General features: G+C 37.9%; 15 protein-coding genes. 6 read left to right on the top strand and 9 right to left on the bottom strand.

Annotated elements, in window-relative coordinates; translation table 11 throughout:
* Positions 1 to 143: 143 nt before the first annotated feature.
* Positions 144 to 2,249: a hypothetical protein gene (locus C1A05_RS01035; protein WP_102026315.1), complete on the top strand. Its 2,106-nt coding sequence runs from the start codon at positions 144 to 146 to the stop codon at positions 2,247 to 2,249.
* 374 nt (positions 2,250 to 2,623) lie between these two features.
* Here C1A05_RS01035 and C1A05_RS01030 read toward each other — a convergent pair whose 3' ends face one another.
* From C1A05_RS01030 to purU, 7 genes are all read right to left on the bottom strand, one after another.
* Positions 2,624 to 4,024, bottom strand: coding sequence for an MDR family MFS transporter (locus tag C1A05_RS01030; RefSeq protein WP_102026314.1), 1,401 nt, complete (start codon positions 4,022 to 4,024; stop codon positions 2,624 to 2,626).
* A gap of 223 nt (positions 4,025 to 4,247) precedes the next feature.
* The gene (locus C1A05_RS01025; RefSeq protein WP_102026313.1) at positions 4,248 to 5,966 is read right to left on the bottom strand and encodes an ABC transporter ATP-binding protein; all 1,719 of its coding nucleotides are present in this window, start codon (positions 5,964 to 5,966) and stop codon (positions 4,248 to 4,250) included.
* 77 nt (positions 5,967 to 6,043) lie between these two features.
* On the bottom strand, positions 6,044 to 7,177 hold the full coding sequence (locus C1A05_RS01020) for a hypothetical protein (protein ID WP_102026312.1): 1,134 nt from the start codon (positions 7,175 to 7,177) through the stop codon (positions 6,044 to 6,046).
* 376 nt (positions 7,178 to 7,553) lie between these two features.
* Positions 7,554 to 8,651 carry an ABC transporter substrate-binding protein gene (locus tag C1A05_RS01015; RefSeq protein ID WP_102026311.1) on the bottom strand — a complete coding sequence of 366 codons (1,098 nt, stop codon included), beginning with the start codon at positions 8,649 to 8,651 and terminating at the stop codon, positions 7,554 to 7,556.
* Between the two features lie 38 nt (positions 8,652 to 8,689).
* On the bottom strand, positions 8,690 to 9,466 hold the full coding sequence (locus tag C1A05_RS01010) for an ABC transporter ATP-binding protein (protein ID WP_234998241.1): 777 nt from the start codon (positions 9,464 to 9,466) through the stop codon (positions 8,690 to 8,692).
* 22 nt (positions 9,467 to 9,488) lie between these two features.
* Positions 9,489 to 10,304, bottom strand: coding sequence for an ABC transporter permease (locus C1A05_RS01005; RefSeq protein ID WP_102026310.1), 816 nt, complete (start codon positions 10,302 to 10,304; stop codon positions 9,489 to 9,491).
* Between the two features lie 167 nt (positions 10,305 to 10,471).
* Entirely contained in the window at positions 10,472 to 11,368 is an 897-nt protein-coding gene (gene purU / locus C1A05_RS01000) for a formyltetrahydrofolate deformylase (RefSeq protein WP_102026309.1), read from the bottom strand.
* Between the two features lie 146 nt (positions 11,369 to 11,514).
* On the opposite strand from purU, the gene C1A05_RS00995 reads away from it, so the two are divergent.
* Entirely contained in the window at positions 11,515 to 11,997 is a 483-nt protein-coding gene (locus tag C1A05_RS00995) for an NUDIX hydrolase (protein ID WP_102026308.1), read from the top strand.
* A gap of 82 nt (positions 11,998 to 12,079) precedes the next feature.
* On the opposite strand, the gene C1A05_RS00990 is transcribed toward C1A05_RS00995, so the two are convergent.
* A complete protein-coding gene (locus tag C1A05_RS00990) occupies positions 12,080 to 14,230 on the bottom strand; it encodes a type IA DNA topoisomerase (RefSeq protein WP_102026307.1) in 2,151 nt (716 codons plus the stop codon).
* Between the two features lie 227 nt (positions 14,231 to 14,457).
* On the opposite strand from C1A05_RS00990, the gene C1A05_RS00985 reads away from it, so the two are divergent.
* From C1A05_RS00985 to C1A05_RS00975, 3 genes are all read left to right on the top strand, one after another.
* Entirely contained in the window at positions 14,458 to 15,654 is a 1,197-nt protein-coding gene (locus C1A05_RS00985; protein ID WP_102026306.1) for an MDR family MFS transporter, read from the top strand.
* 143 nt (positions 15,655 to 15,797) lie between these two features.
* Positions 15,798 to 16,322 (top strand): sigma-70 family RNA polymerase sigma factor, encoded by a 525-nt coding sequence (locus C1A05_RS00980; protein ID WP_102026305.1) that lies wholly within the window; start codon positions 15,798 to 15,800, stop codon positions 16,320 to 16,322.
* A complete protein-coding gene (locus tag C1A05_RS00975) occupies positions 16,315 to 17,364 on the top strand; it encodes a DUF4179 domain-containing protein (RefSeq protein WP_102026304.1) in 1,050 nt (349 codons plus the stop codon). Before C1A05_RS00980 ends, C1A05_RS00975 begins: the two co-directional genes overlap by 8 nt.
* A 48-nt stretch (positions 17,365 to 17,412) precedes the next feature.
* On the opposite strand, the gene araD is transcribed toward C1A05_RS00975, so the two are convergent.
* On the bottom strand, positions 17,413 to 18,099 hold the full coding sequence (araD, locus tag C1A05_RS00970; RefSeq protein WP_102026303.1) for an L-ribulose-5-phosphate 4-epimerase: 687 nt from the start codon (positions 18,097 to 18,099) through the stop codon (positions 17,413 to 17,415).
* Between the two features lie 504 nt (positions 18,100 to 18,603).
* Here araD and ectA point away from each other — a divergent pair.
* Positions 18,604 to 19,080 carry a diaminobutyrate acetyltransferase gene (gene ectA / locus C1A05_RS00965; RefSeq protein WP_255398288.1) on the top strand — a complete coding sequence of 159 codons (477 nt, stop codon included), beginning with the start codon at positions 18,604 to 18,606 and terminating at the stop codon, positions 19,078 to 19,080.
* Positions 19,081 to 19,161 lie beyond the last annotated feature (81 nt).

Genomic DNA, 19,161 nt, shown 5'->3' with positions numbered 1-19,161 from the left:
TTTTGGGCATGAAGCTTCTAAAATCACAACCTCTAAAACAAAGGTACTATCTCCATATGTTACTCTACTATTTTCCTCTACTAACAGATAGGCGTCTTAATGAATACACTACCTCATACAATCCACAAAAATGGGGTGTTTTCATGAAGATCCCAGTCCTATTAGCGGGGCCTATTCTCCGTAGAGTAAGTAAGCACCAAATTCATATTTGGATTGCAACAAGCGAAAGAATGGATATAAATGGGGTGCTGTTTAACGCCACCTTTAACCAAAAAGATGGATATAACTACAAAATAATAAGCGAGTACTCCAAAACCAACACCATTCAGCTAGGAGAAAATTTGTATATTAGTCTGGTTATGCTCCTACCGGAAACCGATTCTTTTCCAACGAACTCGCTGTTAGCATATAACCTATATTTTGAAACGAAGAGTGGCGTAATGGATTTAGGTTCCTTTGATTTACTTATGCAAAATAACCTTCAGTCCATTGTATATGGAAATCATCGCTATCCTACCTTTTTCATAGCAGATTCGGCAGAACATCAAAGACTGTATGGCTCCTGTCGAAAAACCCATGGTGAAGGAGAAGATTTATTTATAGGTGCGGACCTTTATATGAACCAACACTATGACAATCTAGCAAAACGCCCTAGTAATCTATTTTTATTAGGCGACCAAATATATGCAGATGATGTGGCTGATCCAATGTTTTCTGTAGTCCATGAGCTAGCAGAAAAGATTATGGGAAATTGGCAGGAAAACCTTTCACATATCGATAAACGGCTAGAGAAAGAGCCGTTTGATGATGCACTTCATCAGCTCCAGGGAAGGCAATATATATCGGAGAAGTTTTGTAAATTCACATCGAACAATGCAGGTAATCACCTGTTTACATTTGGGGAATATGCAGCCATGTATATTTTAAATTGGAGCCCTGAGGTATGGAAAGAAACAAAGATACCTACATTTGAAGAACTCCGTGAAGAAGATAAGATTTATTTTATCTATAAGGATATAAATCACAATGAAGAAGAGCGTATTAAAGAGTTAGAAGAGCATGAGCTTCGGTACCGAAAGCAAGTGGAAATGATCGAACAGTTTCAAAAAGGAGTGTATTGCGCGAGGCGCATCATGGCAAATACACCAACATATATGATGTTTGATGACCATGACATTACCGATGACTGGAATTTATCAGAAAACTGGCGAAGCCTTGTTCAGACATCTCCCTTAGGATCCCATGTCATTGCAAATGGTTTAACGGCTTATTGGGCCTTCCAAGGATGGGGAAATGATCCAACTGCTTTTGATCAAGAATTCCTCGATCGTACATCCGCCTATTTTATGGCATTAGAAGACCAGATTCCATTGGTTAACGAGACGATTTATAAAGAGTGGAACCAAAATATGTGGAGTTTTGACTCTTGGTTCTATATTGTTCCAACAAAACCGGAAAGTTTATTTTTAGATACACGAACAATGCGTCATTTCAGCACTGCTCCACAGCCAGTAAAAATAGGCAGGAAAATAGAAGAAACTCCTAATAGCCCAGAACTAATACGAGGCGAAGCTTGGGAACGAATAACCAACCTTTTACAATCAAGTAACTGGGATAAGAAGGAGCCTTTATTTATAATTTCCCCTGTACCTTTATATGGAATAGATCTAATTGAATCGGTGTTATTACAATATGTGGAACCATTGAGAAGCTTTGGAATACCCGTTCATTATCAATTCGATATGGAGGCATGGAAATTTAACGGTAAGGGGTTCCACACCTTTATGGAGCACTTAGAAGAATGGGGTGGCGACAATTACTTTATCCTATCTGGTGATACTCATTTAGCGTCCAATGTACATTCTAAAATAGAGTATCAACGCAAGCGAAAATTTAACATCCACCAATTCACAAGTAGTCCCATTAAAAACATGAGTTTCTCAGGCTTCTTTGGCGTTTTATTAAAAAGCGCTATCTGGTTTAATGCCTTACGTAAGAAAAAGAAAATATTCTATCGCTCCTGCAATCAGGACTATCATTTATTAGAAAGCAAAAAGGAATTAGTTAATACAAAGGGTGTTCGTTGGAAGGAAACCATTCAATATAAAAGCACGGATAACGGAAATGTTGTAGAAACGGACAATAATATCGGAATCGTGACCATCTCCTCGAATGAAATAAGCAATACGTTGTTGACATACAACGGTAAAAAATGGAGTGAGCGAGCCTTTTCGTCAAACAGCGTATAAAATATGTACTTTCATAGTCTGTGGGTGCGAAAATCGCTGTCGCAAAATGCTTCGCATAACCTTAGGGCACGTCCTCAGTTCCCTAGTGGATAATTGGGCAGATAGCGGGGAGTTATCAGACTGAAACTGTAGGAATGAGATAAAATCGGGCACATAGGGGTGAGCTATCTTTCCGTTATTGAGTAAATGAAATCAATTCGGGCACATAGCGACTGCTATCTTTCCGTTATTGAGCAAATGATTTAAAATAGGGTGCATAGATCTTAACTATCAACCCAACAACACCTCTTCCACTATAGTAAATTAAATGCTTTAATCAAAAAATCCAAACGAACACTTTTTTCATAGTGTTCGTTTGATTTTTTTACTTTTATTTATTTTTCCTCTTCAGGTGTCGTGCGTTTAATAAAGAATGCCATGATTAACGCAATAACGGATAGGGCTGCTGCTACAATAAAGGATAAATTAACCCCATCAATCATTCCTTCAGGTGTTTGGCTCGTTGCTCCTGTTGTCATAATTGTAACAAGGAGCGCAGTCCCCACTGAACCGGCAACTTGACGCATCGTATTATTCATTGCCGTACCATGAGGGATTAAACGGTTTGGTAATTGGTTAAGTCCAGCTGTTGTTACAGGCATCATTACCATGGAAATACCAAGCATCCGAAAAGCATGTGCGATCGTCAGAAATGTAAAGGATGTTGTTGTTGAGAGATTCGTAAATAGGAATGTCGTAATCGTTACAATGGATAACCCAACGATGGTTAGCCATTTTGCTCCTACCTTATCGAAAATCCTTCCTGTAATTGGGGACATGGCTCCCATAATAATGGCTCCTGGTAGCAACATTAACCCTGATTCCAATGGCGTAAAGTGATGCATATTTTGCATATACAACGGAAGAATTACCGCTGCCCCAATCATTGATACAAACACAACACAGCCTAAAATCGTCGTTAATGTGAAGATATTGTATTTAAATACTCGAAACTCCAGGATTGGCTGCTCCAATTGAAATTGGCGAATAATAAACCAGATTAACGACAGGACTCCTACAACCATACCAATCAATACTTCTACACTAGACCATCCTGCATTACCTGCAATACTAAATCCGTATAAAATACCACCAAAGCCTAATGTAGATAGGATAATGGATAGAACGTCTACTTTAGGGAAGGTTTGTTTTGTAACATTTTTCAATACAAAGTAAGCAATAATTAAATCTAAAATAGCGATTGGTAAAATGATATAGAATAAATATCTCCAGTCAAAATGTTCCACAACCCAGCCTGATAAAGTTGGGCCAATAGCTGGTGCGAAGGCAATAATCAACCCTACCATTCCCATTGCAGAGCCACGCTTTTCAAATGGGAAGATGAAAAGAAAAACCGTTTGCATTAACGGCATCATGATACCCGCTCCGGCAGCTTGAACCACTCTACCAGCTAATAAAACAAGGAAGCTAGGAGCAATAGCGCATAGCAATGTCCCAAGTGCAAACAGCCCCATTGCCGTTAAAAATAGTCTTCTTGTCGTAAATGTTTCAATTAAAAAGGCTGTGATTGGGATCATAATTCCATTCACGAGCATAAAAATACTTTGTAGCCATTGGGCTGTATTTTCATCTATATGTAAATCTGCCATAATTTCCGGAAGTGCTGTTGCAAGTAGCGTTTGATTTAAAATCGCAGCAAATGCTCCGGATAATAACACTGCTACTAATGTCGTTCGATTGAAAGCAGGTTTATTTTGTTGTGCAGTTCCCTCCATTTGTATCCTTCTTTCTTTATAAAATCCACAAGTTGTTATTTTTTAGCATAAAACATATTCTACCACTCTAAGTACCCATGTCAATTAATTAATGTATCCTAATCGATATCAACTATGCATTAGGGAATGGGTTGGAAATACGATAGTTACTTTATCCTAATTTGTTCTCCTCATCGAAAAAAAAGAAGAATGTAAATGAGAGCTTTTACATTCTTCTTCCTAATTACTGATGCTGATACTGCACTTGGTGCAAGCCTGCGAAAATGCCGCCTCGTGCAATTAATTCATCGTGTTTTCCTTCTTCTGCAATGCCATCCTCTGTCACGACTACGATTCGATCGGCATTTCGAATCGTAGCCAATCGGTGGGCAATCACCAATGTCGTCCGATTTTGGGAAAGCTCTGTTAATGCTTTCTGAATAATCATTTCCGTTTCCGTATCAAGCGCTGAGGTTGCCTCGTCTAATATAAGAATCGGTGGGTTTTTCAGAAACATTCTAGCAATAGCTAACCGTTGTTTTTGACCACCAGATAATTTAAGCCCTCGCTCTCCAATTTGGGTTTCATACCCTTCTGCTAATCCTTCAATAAAGGATTGCAAATGCGCTCGTCGTGCCGCTTCTTCAATTTCCTCATCTGTTGCATCCAATTTCCCATACGCAATATTTTCTCGGATGGTTCCAGTAAATAAAAAGACATCCTGCTGCACAATTCCAATTTGGGACCTTAACGATTGCTGCGTCATATTTCGAACATCGATACCATCAATCGTAATACTTCCATCATTCACATCATAAAACCTTGGAATTAAGGAACTAATGGTTGTTTTCCCAGCACCAGAAGGCCCGACAAAAGCAACCGTTTCCCCAGCCTTAATTTGCAAATGAATATTTTCAAGTACTGGTTTATTCGGTTCATAATGAAAGGACACGTCGTTGAAATGGATATTTCCTTGAAGATTTGCAACTTCCACCGCGTCTTTCGTATCTTTAATTTCTGGTTCTGCATCTAGTAATTCAGTGAACCGTTTAAAGCCCGCCATCCCCTTCGGATACAATTCCATAAGGGCACTAATTTTATCAATTGGCTTTAGCAGTACATTCACATACAGGACAAATCCTACTAATTCCCCATATTTCAGCTCACCATTAAATGTTAGCCAAGCACCAAATACTAGTACAATAAGTGTTATCAAACGGGTTAGTATATAAATGCTTGAATTCGTATAAGCCATCACTTTATAAGCACCAAGCTTGGCTTTACGAAACTTATTGTTATCAACCGTAAAACGGTCAATTTCAAAGCCTTCGTTTGTAAAGGATTGAACAACACGAACTCCAGATACACTATCCTCTACTCGGGCGTTTACATCGGCTATTTTACCGTACATTTTCCGCCAAGCCTTATTCATTTTCATGTTACATACGACGATAACCCAAGTTAAAATAGGCACGATTAAAATAATGGTTAATGCTAATTGGACATTAATCGAAAGCATGATCCAAAAGGCGCCAATAAATGTCATAAACGCAATAAACATATCCTCAGGACCATGGTGAGCAAGCTCTCCGATGTCAAATAAGTCATTTGTAATCCGACTCATAATGTGGCCCGTTTTGGTATTATCAAAAAATCGAAAAGATTGTTTTTGCACATGGACAAATAACTCTTTCCGCATATCTGTTTCAATATTAATGCCGAGCTTATGCCCTAGGTAGTTCACGACGTATTGTAGCCCTGTACTAACCAAATACAGCACAAGTAATGCTGCCCCAACAGAAACAATCATCGACCAGTTTTCATCTGGCAACAGCTCATCGATATACCATTGAACCGCTAGTGGAAAAGCCAATTCTAATATTGCTACAATTACTGCACTAGTGAAATCTACTAAAAATAGTTTCTTATGTGGAATATAATAGGATAAAAAACGTTTGATCATTGCTAGCTTCTCCCTTTCATTAAACTATTCTCGATTATACCAAAAAGAGAAGCAGTCGTTTACTATTTTCATATTCATTAAGTAGATAATAGTTCCGCTACATTTTTTAAAATTTCTGCCCTTAATTGTACTAATTCAGGATATTGATAAAAGAAATTGACTTTTTCCTCCCAAACCTCAGTTGGATAATACAGTTTCTCCGAAAACACAAAAAAGGTCCACGATTCGGTAATATCCTCATAAATGCTTGTTGCGGCATAATCATGTAAAAATTCATCATAATAGCGTTCAAAAAAATCATATACTTCCCATTCATTAAATGGATCTAGGGTTAACCATTCATCTTCTATTTCTCCTTGCCAAAACTGTTCATAAAAATCATGAAGATACGACCCTTGCCGTGCACAACCAAAGTCCGTGAAGTAGGTTGGACAGCTACTTTGTAGCGCCTCATATTGGTCAGGATTGTTAGTAGCTAAATAAGTATCCTCAATAGTATCAATTTGCGAGTCATTCAATGTTACGAGATGACCATATTCATGAACAATTGTATTAATAAAAATGTATGGATCATCCACATCTTTTATATCTATGTTCAGCATCCACTTCGTTGGATCGTATTCCGTTGGTTCTACAGACGCCAATTCATTCATTTTTCCATCCGTGTAAAAGATAAGCACTTCTAACATATCCCGTTTATCTTTTGGAATAACTGCATTGATCTGCTCCCAAATACGCTCATGCTCTGCGGTGTTCTCAATAAACGTATCGTATGCAGTATCATCCGTCTCTGGAATCGGATCTACAATTTGTTCTCCATCTACTAAATACGAAACGATTGGTTCATAGAACTGCCTTTTCGTAAGTCCGTCCGATACCGGTCCTTCCAAAATAGAAGAGGCGTACAGTCCCAATTCCTCTAAGTATCGATTCCCCACTTCCTCACACGTACCCATTTCCCCAAGACAGAAACCTTCTTCTGCCACTGGCTCTTGTCGTTCCTTATCCGCCTGTTCCTCTTCCCCGATACTATTGTCCGTATGTACTTTTGGATCTATTTCAGATGCGTATTCCCCCTCATCAGCTTCGTGCATATCCTCCAGTACTTCTTCTGCATCCTGAAAAAAATTAGCAGTGTATTCATCCGCAAACGAGCATCCAACTAATACTAAAGAGAGACTTGCAATCATTACGTATTTTACTAGTTTCATTGTTCTCTCCTTTCCATGAACACCTTCCTATATTTATATTATCGACTTTTTTAATAATCCCTTTAAAATTTAGGACAAGTCTTTTTTCCCTAGTGCTTTATACTGTTGGAACAGAAAATGCTGGTTCTGAAACAGAAGACAGCTGACATGAGACAGAAACCGAGAGTTTTGAACCCTATAGCGATCCACATGAAACAGAAGGGGCTTATTTTGAAACAGAAGGGACTTCAGGTATTTTATGTATCGCTGCATGAAACAGAAACACGATTAAATGGAACAAAAGAATAAAGCTGCGAGTCATAAGGAGCGTTATATGGAACAGAAAGCCAACGTAAAAAAGGATGCACACCATTTCGTGAGCATCCTTCATCTATTTTCACTCATATTCCCCTAAAATTTCTACAACCTCATTTGTTACAGACAGATCTACAACTTTGTCAAAATCAATTTCACCTTGGATTGCACCGTTTGCTTTGTACATCTCATATTGTTTTTGAATGTCCTCAATGAACATTTGACCATCTGGATTTAAACCTGTTACCCCGACGTCTTGCCAAATTTCAGGGTCTTTTAAGGCAGTATATTCTGTCATCACGTCAATAATTTCATCTTTATTGTCCCCATCTTTTACAAACGCATCATTATAGTCTCGGACTGCTCGAATATAAGCTGCCATAAAACGCTTCGCTACTTCTGGACGCTCTTCTAAAAATACTGGTGACCCTAACACCATCGCAATCTGTGCCTCTGGTGCAAAATCCGTTGCATCATGAAATCTTACATGAATCCCTTCACTTTCCCCTTGTGTAATGAGGGGCTCAATTTGGAGAGCGGCATCAATCTGTTTATTCGCCATCGCCGATAACATATTACCGAAGTCTGACATTAATACAAATTCCACATCATCTCTTGTCAGCCCAGCGTGGTTTAACATTTGCTCAAAAATATAATCATCTACTGCATTTTGCGTTGAAACCGCAATTTTTTTCCCTTCTAAATCAGCATAATCTACTATTTCATCCTGTAAATCTTCTCGAATGACAAAGGTAAAATAGGAGTTACCTGGAATATTATGTCCTTTATCTGCTATGAATTTAACATCAATTCCTTGGGCGATGGAATTGAAGAAGGATGCAGAGGAAATTCCTCCTGCTACATCCACCTCACCTGCTGCAACAGCCGGTAGCATTTCATCACTGTTGGCAAATGTAGCAAATTCTACTTCAATATTGTATTCTTCAAAATATCCTAAAGCATCCGCGATATAAAAGCCTGCACCAGATGCCGAGCCATCCTCCGCTATGACTACAGTTGCCGTTTCCTTAAGTGGTGCTAAAGGATCGCCATTTTCCGATGTAGTTGGCTCCTCTGATGTTTCCTTTTCAGCTGGCTCCTCCTCCTTCGCACAACCTGCTATTATCAGGATAAATACTAGAAAAGGAATAGATACCCACCTTAAAATGCCTTTTTTCATTAACCATCATCTTCCTTTTTCATAGATTCTAATACTATTTATTTCAAACGCGAGCTTTGCACTTCTGTTTGTAGATGCTGCCATATTTCCACAAATTCTTTCGCCATTTCCTCATTGGCTCGAACTTCTTCCATCCTTCTAGGCCTTGGCAAATCAATTTTCTTCTCTTGCACGATTGTACCAGGCTGGGAGCTCATGAGGAAGATACGGTCACTTAATAAAATTGCCTCATCTATGCTATGTGTAATGAACAAAACAGTCTTTTTGGACTCCTCCCAAATACTAAGTAATTCTTCTTGTAGAATGAATTTGTTTTGCTCATCTAACGCGGCGAATGGTTCATCCATAAGTAAAATTTCCGGATCATTTGCAAAAGCTCGCGCAATACTGACTCTCTGTTTCATTCCCCCAGATAATTCTTTCGGATAAAGCTTAGCAAATTTCCTTAAGCCTACCTTTTCTAAATAATAATTTGTCCGTTCCTTTACGATTTTCTTTGGTACATGCCGCATTTTTAAGCCAAAGGAAACGTTCTGCTCCACTGTTAACCATGGAATAACACCCTGTTCCTGAAAAACCATGGATTGAAGTGGTTTCTCTTTACTGGATTGGTGTATAGTAAATTGACCTGTACTAGGTGTTTCTAGACCTGCTAATATTCGTAAAAGCGTCGTCTTTCCACATCCACTCGGTCCTAAAATACATACAAATTCCCCATCTGTAATGTTCATATTTACATCTTTTATCGCTTCTACACTCTCGTTTCGTTTGAAAAAGACCTTCGTTAGTTGGTTTACCTCAATTTTTGTATTCAAAGAATCGCCACCTTTCCAAACATTACTTCCATGGAACTAATTTACTTTGTAAGCCTCGAATTACAAGGGAGAATAAGTATCCGAAGAACGATATCAATACGAGACCTACATACATTTGTGGAAGTAGAAATGCTTTATAATTCATCCAAATCAAATATCCAATACCAGAATTAGCACCTAGCATTTCCGCCGCAACAATCGTTAGCAATGCAATGGCCTGCCCCATTTGGATTCCTTCCAGCATTACTGGCAAAGAGCCTGGAAGCGCAATTTTAAAGAAAAAGTTTCGTGGACTTGCTCCATAGTTGCGAGCTACATCGGTATAAATTTTGTCAATGTTCATAACTCCGGCTGCAGTATTAATGACGACAGGGAAAAAGACACTAATGGCTATGGTTGCGATTTTTGAAAACTCTCCAATACCAAAGATAATGATGATAATTGGTAGCATCGCTAATGTTGGTATTGGCATTAAGGCCATAATAAGTGGTTGAAAGAAATGACGAAATGGCGAATACATTCCGATTAGTAAACCAAGGGCAATCGCAGGTATTACCCCAAGTAAAAATCCTCCCAAAATCCGATACAAACTAATTTTTACATGTTCCAATAGTTCTCCACTTGCTGCCATATCATATAGTGTGGATAATATTACGGTTGGAGGCGGGAAAAATCTTGGATCAATGATTGCTGTTCTCGAAAGAATTTCCCATAATAGCAAAACGAAAATTGGAGATGAAATGGTAAGGATCTTTTTCAGTCGGTTATTTCGTTGTCGTTTTTTCCAATCTTCCTTTTCCACTAATAATGCAGATTTATTTACGTGTTTCTCTTCCATTCGAAAACCACCTCTCAACGGCATAGTATGTGTTTGCCCAAAAAGGTGTGAACGATTTTTTAGGAAATTCGCCTAGAAATTTTGTGGAAAATTAGTACCCATTTTATTCTTCGTTTTGCTTGGGAAATAAAAAAAAGCTTAGGATTACTTTTCCTAAGCTTCTTAGATTACGGAAAAACAATTGTCTTATTTCCGTGTACGATAATTCGATCGGCTAGATGCCACTTTACTGCTCTTGTTAGGACATCACGCTCAATGTTTGCCCCAATTTTCTTTAAATCTCGAACATTATCCTGGTGGTTAACCCGCATGATGTCCTGTTCAATAATTGGGCCTTCATCCAAATCATCTGTCACATAATGAGAGGTGGCGCCAATTAATTTCACCCCTCGCTCATAAGCCCTTTCGTATGGCCTTGCTCCAACAAATGCTGGTAAAAAGGAATGATGAATATTAATAATTTTGTTTTGATAAGCCTTTACAAAAGCCGGGGTTAAAATTTGCATATAGCGGGCTAGTATAATGACATCTACATCATAATCTTGAAGTAGTTGGAGCTGCTGTGCTTCTACTTCTTTACGAATATCTTTGTTTGCAGGGATATAATAAAACGGGATCTCCATAGACTCTACAATTTCTCTAGCATCCTCATGATTACTAACGACAATTGCGATTTCCGTCATCAAATCCCCTGATTGCCATTCCCATAATAGCTCCCGTAAACAATGTAGCTCCTTTGACACGAAAATAGCAGACTTTTTCACGTTATATACAAAGTTAAATTCATATTCCATCGAAAATTGCATTGCAATAGGATGAAAGCGGGTTTGCATCGCTTTTTTCTTTTCTTCTAACCGCGGGCACTCAAATTCAATTCGAATAAAAAAGGTCCCACCTTCTGGATTAGTGGAATACTGATTGGAGTCCAAAATATTTGCATCAAATTCCAGTAAAAATTGAGAAACCGCAGCAACAATACCCGGTTTATCTGGACAACTAATTAAAAGCCTCCCTCGATTTTTTTGTTGCTCTTTAAATTGTCTAATGCGTTCCTGAATATGCATACCATACCCCTTTCCATATATAGTTTTTTACATTATGAGGGATACGGGTTATCATAAGCAATGAGTTTTTCGTTAAAAAGAGATTAAAGGTGCGAAATAAAGGATCGGTTAAGGTAAACGTTGAAAATGAGAGGAGAAATAATAGAATGCTATCTTACACGCTTTGCATCATCCAACAGCAAAATAAACTTGCGATGCTTTTTCGAGAGAAGCACCCCAATAAAAACAAATGGAATTTTGTTGGAGGCAAAATTGAACAAGATGAAAAAATTATCGACGCCGCGAAACGAGAGGCAGAAGAAGAAACGAGCCTTACGATACATAACATTCAATTTCGAGGGATTGTAAAGTGGAATAATACAGACGGGATGTATGTTTATTATTCCAATGAATTTGATGGAGAATTAGCCTCCTCAAATGAGGGGAATGTTGAGTGGAAGGAGATTGATTGGATTCTTACTTCACATGAAGTCGTTCGGAATATCCACTACTTTCTTCCATTTGTATTAGATTTATCCTTGCCGCCAAAGGTTCATCACTTTTATTATGATGACTCCGGTCAAATTAAGGAGAATACGGTGGAGGAAATAAAGGAAGTAGCAAGTGGGATGGTTTCTATTGCAGAGTAGAGGGCTAGAGACAGATTATAAAAACCCCTCGACATAATACGACATAATCCGGGGAGTGACAGGCACCCTGCACCCCCCCAACTCAAAACTCCATCTTCCAGCTAAAGTAGTCATTCTCTGAATTCTTCTCATATTTTAAGTAAGCATTAAATTTGGTGCCTTTTTTGCTTGTAAGTCCTTTTACAAAAGCAGATTTTTGATTCAGAATTGCTTTTACCATCGTTTTAGTTGGCTTTTTCTTGAGTGCTTTTAAGAATTTATCATTTTTCCATATGACAAAGGTGCAGCCATTTTTCCAATTGCTACAGCCGAACCCTTTCGAGGTCTCCACAACATTGTTCCCACAAGCAGGGCACTTACCAAGCACTTCATTCGTTCTTCGAGTCGCTTGGACTTCTTTTAGGATTACGTCTTTTTCTACCTTTATTTTTTTGACCGATTCGTTCGTGAACCTGTTAATTAGTTGAAGAAATTCTACTTTAGGCACGTGCCCCTTTTCAATATCGTATAACGTCTTCTCCAATTTACCGGTAAACTCTAAGTCAAACAGATCCTTTACAGGGAATGTTTCTACTAGACGTTTTCCAAGCTCTGTGCAGGTTAGAAATTTGCTTTGTGACGTAATATAGCCGACATCCTTTAGTTTTTTAATCGTATCCGCTCTTGTTGCCGGCGTACCTATACTAAAGCCTGCTAATATGCTCCCCAGCAGTTCCTCATCTGTATCATTGTCTTTATAGCTCTTTCCACACGTTTCCATTACCTTTAATAATGTTTTCTCTGTATGGTTTTTCGGTGGCTTGGTGGTATGGGTAGAAAGATCGGAATTTACTAGATTTACGATCTCTTTTAATTCCACATTCGGTAAAAGGGTATCCTTGGATTGTATGTTCTCCACCTTTTTCCAGCCTTCTTCTAGCTGTACCTTCCCCTTCGAAACAAAAACCCCTTTTATTTCTTCATGGTTTACTTTCGTCATAATCTTTGTTTGCTCATACTCCGCAACAGGCATGAACTGGGCGATAAATCGATTCTTTACTGCATTATAGACAATTTGCTCGTCCCTGCTGAGGGATTTTGGCAACACATACGTCGGAGTGATGGCGCTATGGCTCTCTACTTTACTATTGTTGAACACCCTTTTAGACTTCGTGAACCGAATCTCATCCTTAAAGTCAAGATTCGCGGAAACAGCCTTTAATACATTCGCCATCTTCCCTACTAAACTCTCATCTAATGCGATACTAGATGTCCTTGGATAGGTAATAAACTTTTTTTCATAGAGAGTTTGGGCTACTTTTAGTACTTTATCTGCGGACCAGCCTTTATATTTATTCGTAATAAAACCTTGTAAGTTTGTTAGATTAAATAAAGGTGGTGCATATTCTTTCTTTTTCTCTACTTCTTTTTCTACTATTGTAGCTGCTTGGTTCGCTAATAGGTTTTGTATAGCCTCGAGCGTTTCTTTCTTTTTGAACTTTTCTACCGCATCCTCTACATATACCCCTTCATAGGTTTCCTCACTTTTTGTTTGAAAGGTTGCAGTTAACTTGAAATAGTCTTCTGGGACAAATTGTTCAATTTCCTTATCCCGATCGTAAATGATTTTTAATGTTGGTAGCAGCACTCTTCCAATATTGAGCGCTTTCCCTTTTCCTTTTTGATACTTTAACGTTGCAACAGATGTTAAATTGATGCCAATAATCCAATCCGCCCATTGGCGACTCATTCCAGCATCCAGTAAAGGTCGCATCTCTTGATTGGATTTCATGTTTTCTAAGCCTTCCAATACTCCATTTTTCGTCCATTCATTTAACAGTAGGCGATATACAGGCTTTGAAGGCTTTTGCTTATAAATAATACTATCCCCAATTAATTGGCCCTCTCGATCATAATCACATGCAGATATAATCATATCTACATCCTTTCGACTCATTAAATAATGGATTGTTTTGAGCTGCTTTTGCGCTCCACCATCCGCCTGGTCCCGATTCCTGGGATTCGATTTCACTTTATATTTAAAGGATTCCGGAATAAAGGGGAAGTTCTCCATTTTCCAGCTTCGCATTTTTGGATCATAATCCTTTGCATCGTATAGCTGGAGAAGATGACCAAACGCCCACGTAATAATATAGTTATTTCCTTCAAAATAACCGTCTTTTTTCGTCTTTACATTTAGGGCATCGGCAATGTTTTTTGCTACTGAAGGTTTTTCGGCAAGAATTAATCTCATATGTATCACTCCATTTGTGAAATTAGTGAGGTTTTCAGAGGGAAAATAAGAAGCATTTAAGGTAGGTTCCGAAGTATTATATCACAGTTTTCTTTATACGGATAAGTCTGTTTTTCGAAATAGGAAGAGTTTTACTATCAATCCAATACAAAAGGATTGCAAATTTTTACGTTTCGTAATATGATTCATTAGAATTTTAATAACCTCTAGAAAAGAGATGACAGCTTGTGCCTAAGTATATATGGATATTAGTTATTGCAACTGCCATTAATGTAACAGGTGGCTCCTTTCTTTGGCCTTTGAATACGATCTATATGCATAATGAATTAGGTACATCACTAACATTTGCTGGCATCGTGTTAATGTTCAACCAAGGATTTGCCATCTTAGGAAACTTAGTTGGTGGCTATTTATTTGATAAAATTGGCGGCTATAAAACGCTACTATTCGGAACATCCTCTGCTATTGTATTCACTATTACGCTAGCGTTTCATCATAGTATTGTTCCATATATTATTCTATTAATTTTAATTGGATTTAGCTCAGGAGTAATCGGTCCTTCTATGTTTGCAATGGCCGCATCTCTATGGCCAGAAGGTGGTCGAAGAGCCTTTAATGCGGTGTATGTAGCCCAAAATTTAGGGGTAGCCTTAGGGACAGCTTTAGGCGGCTTTATTGCCAGCTACTCATTTGATTATATATTTATTGGAAATGCGAGTGTCTTCTTTATATTCTTTATTGTTGTCGTGTTTGCATTTAAACCAATGGATAAATTAGCAAACGCTCAAAGCTACACGACTGTTATTGATCAAGGTAAGAAAATTGCCAATAAAGCATCCTTGTACTCGCTCATCATTTTAAGTATTGGCTTCCTAGTTTGTTGGATTGCATATTCCCAGTGGCAAGGAACGATTTCTTCCTACACACAAGACCTAGGTATGGAGGTCAGCCAATACAGTTTGCTTTGGACCATTAATGGATTATTGATTATTCTAGCTCAACCTATCGTCAAATTTGTTGGAAACAAAATTCCTTCTACGAAAACACAAATTTATATCGGAAATACAATCTTTTTAATTTCCTTTGTTTACTTATTGTTTGCAAACACCTTTATCGACTTTGTCATCGCAATGACAATTTTAACAATTGGTGAAGTACTCGTTTGGCCAGCGGTCCCAAGCTTAGCCAATGATTTAGCTCCAAAGGGAAAAACAGGATTTTATCAAGGTATCATTAACAGTGTTGGCGCAGCTGGTAGAATGACAGGACCAGTATTAGGTGGCTTAGTAGTAGATTACTCCAATATCCATGTTTTATTTGGAATCTTAATTGTTTTGTATTTTATCCCATATGTTACAACCTACAGCTACGATCGAAAGCTGATACAACAACAGAAGCAAACCGAAGAAGTCTCCATGAGTTAAATTAGGATGTATAATGGCGTGTGTATAGACACACGTCATTTTTTTGTTTTAATAGAGTTAAGACTTATCTGTTAAAGCTTCCAATAAAATTGAAACGTTTTCCTATTCACTTCAGTCTAAAGGTTAGAAAGGAGGTCGGTTGAGTGACATTTCAGAGAAAAATTAAAAAAGCTATATCCGGCAATAGGTCTGCCCTTTACGAATTAATTGATGAGCAACGAGACAAGCTGTATCGTATTGCTTATCTTTATGTAAAAAATGAAAACGATGCAATTGATATCTTCCAAGAAACCACCTATAAAGCCTTTAAATCGATTCATAACCTCAAAGAACCTGACTTTTTTCATACCTGGTTAACAAAAATTTTAATCAACACATCGTTAGATTTTATTAAAAGAAATCAAAAGGTGATTCCTTTTGAAAATGTAGAGGATTACGCCAAAACTGAGGGGAATCCCCTAGAGGCACGAATGGATTTAATGGCTGCGATTGATAAGCTATCCGCTACTTACAAAACAGTAATTATTCTCCGATTTTATAAGGATTTCACAGTAAAACAAATAGCTGAAATACTAGACTGCCCTGAAGGAACGGTAAAAACATATCTTCATCGGGCTACAAATCAACTGAAAAAAGAGCTAAAAGAGGAGGATTGGATGAATGGCTGATTTTCGAAAACAGTTTCATAAAGAAATAGAGAAGATTGCAATTCCCAAGGAGCGTCTTACGAAAGCTATGAAGGCCGCCAAGGGCAAAGAAAAAAAGGGACTTAAGAAGCCCGCTATTTACGCTGTTACTGCAGCCATCCTTGGTTTAAGTATTTTGTTTGGGTCAGCCTTTTTCTCACCTGCTATGGCAAGCACCTTCGCCAAATTACCGGTGATCGGTTCTTTATTTGAAAAAGAAGATCCGATTCAAATGATATCCGAAAAGCTAGAGAAAAAAGGCTTTCAAATTGCTTCTGTAGGGCTGCAATTTCAACCCGATAAAATAGTACAAATTTCAGTGGATGGTACAGAACAATATTTACAAACCGTACAAGATGAAATTAAAACAATCGCTGAAAATGCACTACATTCGGAAGGGTATGACGCCTATACAGTAGTTGTAGATAGGATAGAGATTGATTACGAAGAATTGGCATACCAAGAACAATATAGCAAGGATTTAGATAAAATACACCAAGCCTTAAGTGCTGAAAATATCAATAAGGAACAAATTGAGATTCGCTATATTGATGAACAAAAAAGTATGGAAGTGTGGATTATCGGGACAGAGGAATATTTCAAATCGGTTAAGGATGACGTGAAGGAAATCGTAGCAAACGCAACGAAAGATACCGTCTTTATCTATGAAGAACTAGAAGTAAAGCATTCCGATGAACCCCTTGTCCAAGTAATATCACATAAGGAGCTTCCAGAAGCGGAACGAAAATGGATGGAATCAAGAGTAATTTCCTTTATTGGCAATGAATTGTATGGCAAAACAGACTACCACGTTCGAAATGTTGGACATAAGATCACAGATGGCACCTTACATTTAAGGATTGACCTGGATTTAAATAGCTCTGATTCATCTATTGAGGAGCTTGCTAACGGAATCCAAGAGAACATTGTAGCTATATTTGAGTCCGATCGGTTTAAACCACATATTGATGGGCTACCTTACACGATTACGTTTTATAGTAAAGATGGGGTGGAAATTAAATAGAACAAAGAGCCTTAGAGTCTATCTTCCTAACTCTAAGGCTCCTTTTTATCACTGTCCATAATAAGCATATTTACCGTGTTTTCTTAAATAATGCTTATCTAGTAATTGCTGATCCATTGCTTGTGTATTTGGATTTATTTGATAGGTCCAGAGCGCCATTTTTGCCACTTCCTCTAATACAACTGCATTATGAATGGCATCGGTTGCATTTTTACCCCAGCTAAAGGAAGCATGACTGTGGAGTAGTACGCTTGGCACTTGGTTTGGATCGATATTTTCAAAGGTTTCCACTATTACATTGCCTGTTTCCAACTCATAGTCCCCTTTTATCTCCACTTCTGTCATCGGTCTTGTACAAGGAATCGTACCATAGAAGTAATCACCATGAGTTGTACCTAACGCCGGTATTCCTTTTCCCGCTTGTGCAAAGCTTGTTGCATAAGGGGAATGGGTATGAACAATCCCTCCAATGTCTTTGAAATTACGATATAGCACAAGATGTGTTGGAGTATCGGAAGACGGTTTCAGCTTCCCCTCTACAACATTGCCTTGTAAGTCGAGTACAACTAAATCATCTAATTTCAACTCTTCATAAGGTACGCCGCTTGGCTTTATTACCATCAGGCCACTCTCTCTATCTAAACCGCTTACATTTCCCCACGTAAACGTAACTAGGTTGTTTTTCGGAAGTGCTTGGTTTGCTTCCAGTACTTCTTGCTTTAATTTCTCCAACATGTTCATTTCTCCTCTCTTTTAACGGTTTTATAGATTCATTCTATCATATTTTTAGACTTATTTTTCTTTTTCTAATGTTCAGATGAAAGGTTATTTTTCTGGCTCCCCTTCCTGCCCCATTGACCATATAGAGTCTGACCATTAACAACCACTGCTACTTTTGACCCGTTTTCTCCATTTTCATTATTCTACGATAAAATTTTTATTTACAGGAAAAACCCTTTATGTATAAGGATTTATTCGAATTTTATTTATTGGGACCAAAAAGCAAATCTTGAATATTCGGAAGAAAAACTAACAATACCGGAGCATTTTTTAATGATTTTATGGCCTTACTTGTTTAACCAATGATTAAGATGTTTTATCCTTACATATCCTCCATTAACTCATTTGCCTTAATTTTCAGACCACTTTAACATAAATACTGTATTAAAAAACAAGTTTGTGAAAGGAGATTTTATCATTAGTAGTCAAGTAACCATCGATCCCGACAAGACCGGTAAAATTACCTTTAGTAAGCCTAGGGTTGAGGACGGGAGATCCATGTGGGAGCTCGTGCAAGAATCCACATTAGATCAAAACTCTGCATACAAGTACATTATGATGAGTGAATACTTTGCCAACACATGCGTTGTAGCAAAGGAAGACGAAAAACTAGTCGGATTTGTAACTGCATTTATACCTCCAGAAAAGCAAGATGTTGTGTTCGTCTGGCAAATTGGGGTAAATCCCAATTACCAAGGCAAACAAATCGCATCAAAGCTACTCCATGAATTAATAAATAGAAGCACTTGCCGTAACGTTCGTTACCTAGAAGCAACTGTTACTCCATCTAATAAAGCGTCTCAAGCTCTATTTAAAGGATTTGCACGAAAGTTAGAAACAAATTGCTTTATATCAGAATGCTTTTCAGAGGATTTATTTCCAAGTGAGGAGCATGAAGAAGAATTATGTTTCCGTGTTGGACCTTTTCACACGTAACGGAAATTTGAGATACAACTTTTCAAATAATAAATGTACTATACAGAATTTGAGAGAGTCTTAAACCATTGCAATACCAAA

It is taken from the genome of Salirhabdus sp. Marseille-P4669, from assembly GCF_900240405.1.
In the GTDB taxonomy this organism is placed as follows: Bacteria; Bacillota; Bacilli; order Bacillales; family Alkalibacillaceae; genus OEQK01.
This window is presented reverse-complemented; position numbering and strand designations above follow the sequence as displayed.

Excerpts from the sequence above, each read along its gene's own strand:
- C1A05_RS00990 (WP_102026307.1), bottom strand. The coding sequence starts at position 14,230 with ATGAGATTAATTCTTGCCGAAAAACCTTCAGTAGCAAAAAACATTGCC.
- C1A05_RS01020 (WP_102026312.1), bottom strand. The coding sequence starts at position 7,177 with ATGAAACTAGTAAAATACGTAATGATTGCAAGTCTCTCTTTAGTATTA.
- C1A05_RS00995 (WP_102026308.1), top strand. The coding sequence starts at position 11,515 with ATGCTATCTTACACGCTTTGCATCATCCAACAGCAAAATAAACTTGCG.
- araD (WP_102026303.1), bottom strand. The coding sequence starts at position 18,099 with ATGTTGGAGAAATTAAAGCAAGAAGTACTGGAAGCAAACCAAGCACTT.
- purU (WP_102026309.1), bottom strand. The coding sequence starts at position 11,368 with ATGCATATTCAGGAACGCATTAGACAATTTAAAGAGCAACAAAAAAAT.
- C1A05_RS01030 (WP_102026314.1), bottom strand. The coding sequence starts at position 4,024 with ATGGAGGGAACTGCACAACAAAATAAACCTGCTTTCAATCGAACGACA.
- C1A05_RS01025 (WP_102026313.1), bottom strand. The coding sequence starts at position 5,966 with ATGATCAAACGTTTTTTATCCTATTATATTCCACATAAGAAACTATTT.
- C1A05_RS01005 (WP_102026310.1), bottom strand. The coding sequence starts at position 10,304 with ATGGAAGAGAAACACGTAAATAAATCTGCATTATTAGTGGAAAAGGAA.
- C1A05_RS01015 (WP_102026311.1), bottom strand. The coding sequence starts at position 8,651 with ATGAAAAAAGGCATTTTAAGGTGGGTATCTATTCCTTTTCTAGTATTT.
- C1A05_RS01035 (WP_102026315.1), top strand. The coding sequence starts at position 144 with ATGAAGATCCCAGTCCTATTAGCGGGGCCTATTCTCCGTAGAGTAAGT.
- C1A05_RS00975 (WP_102026304.1), top strand. The coding sequence starts at position 16,315 with ATGGCTGATTTTCGAAAACAGTTTCATAAAGAAATAGAGAAGATTGCA.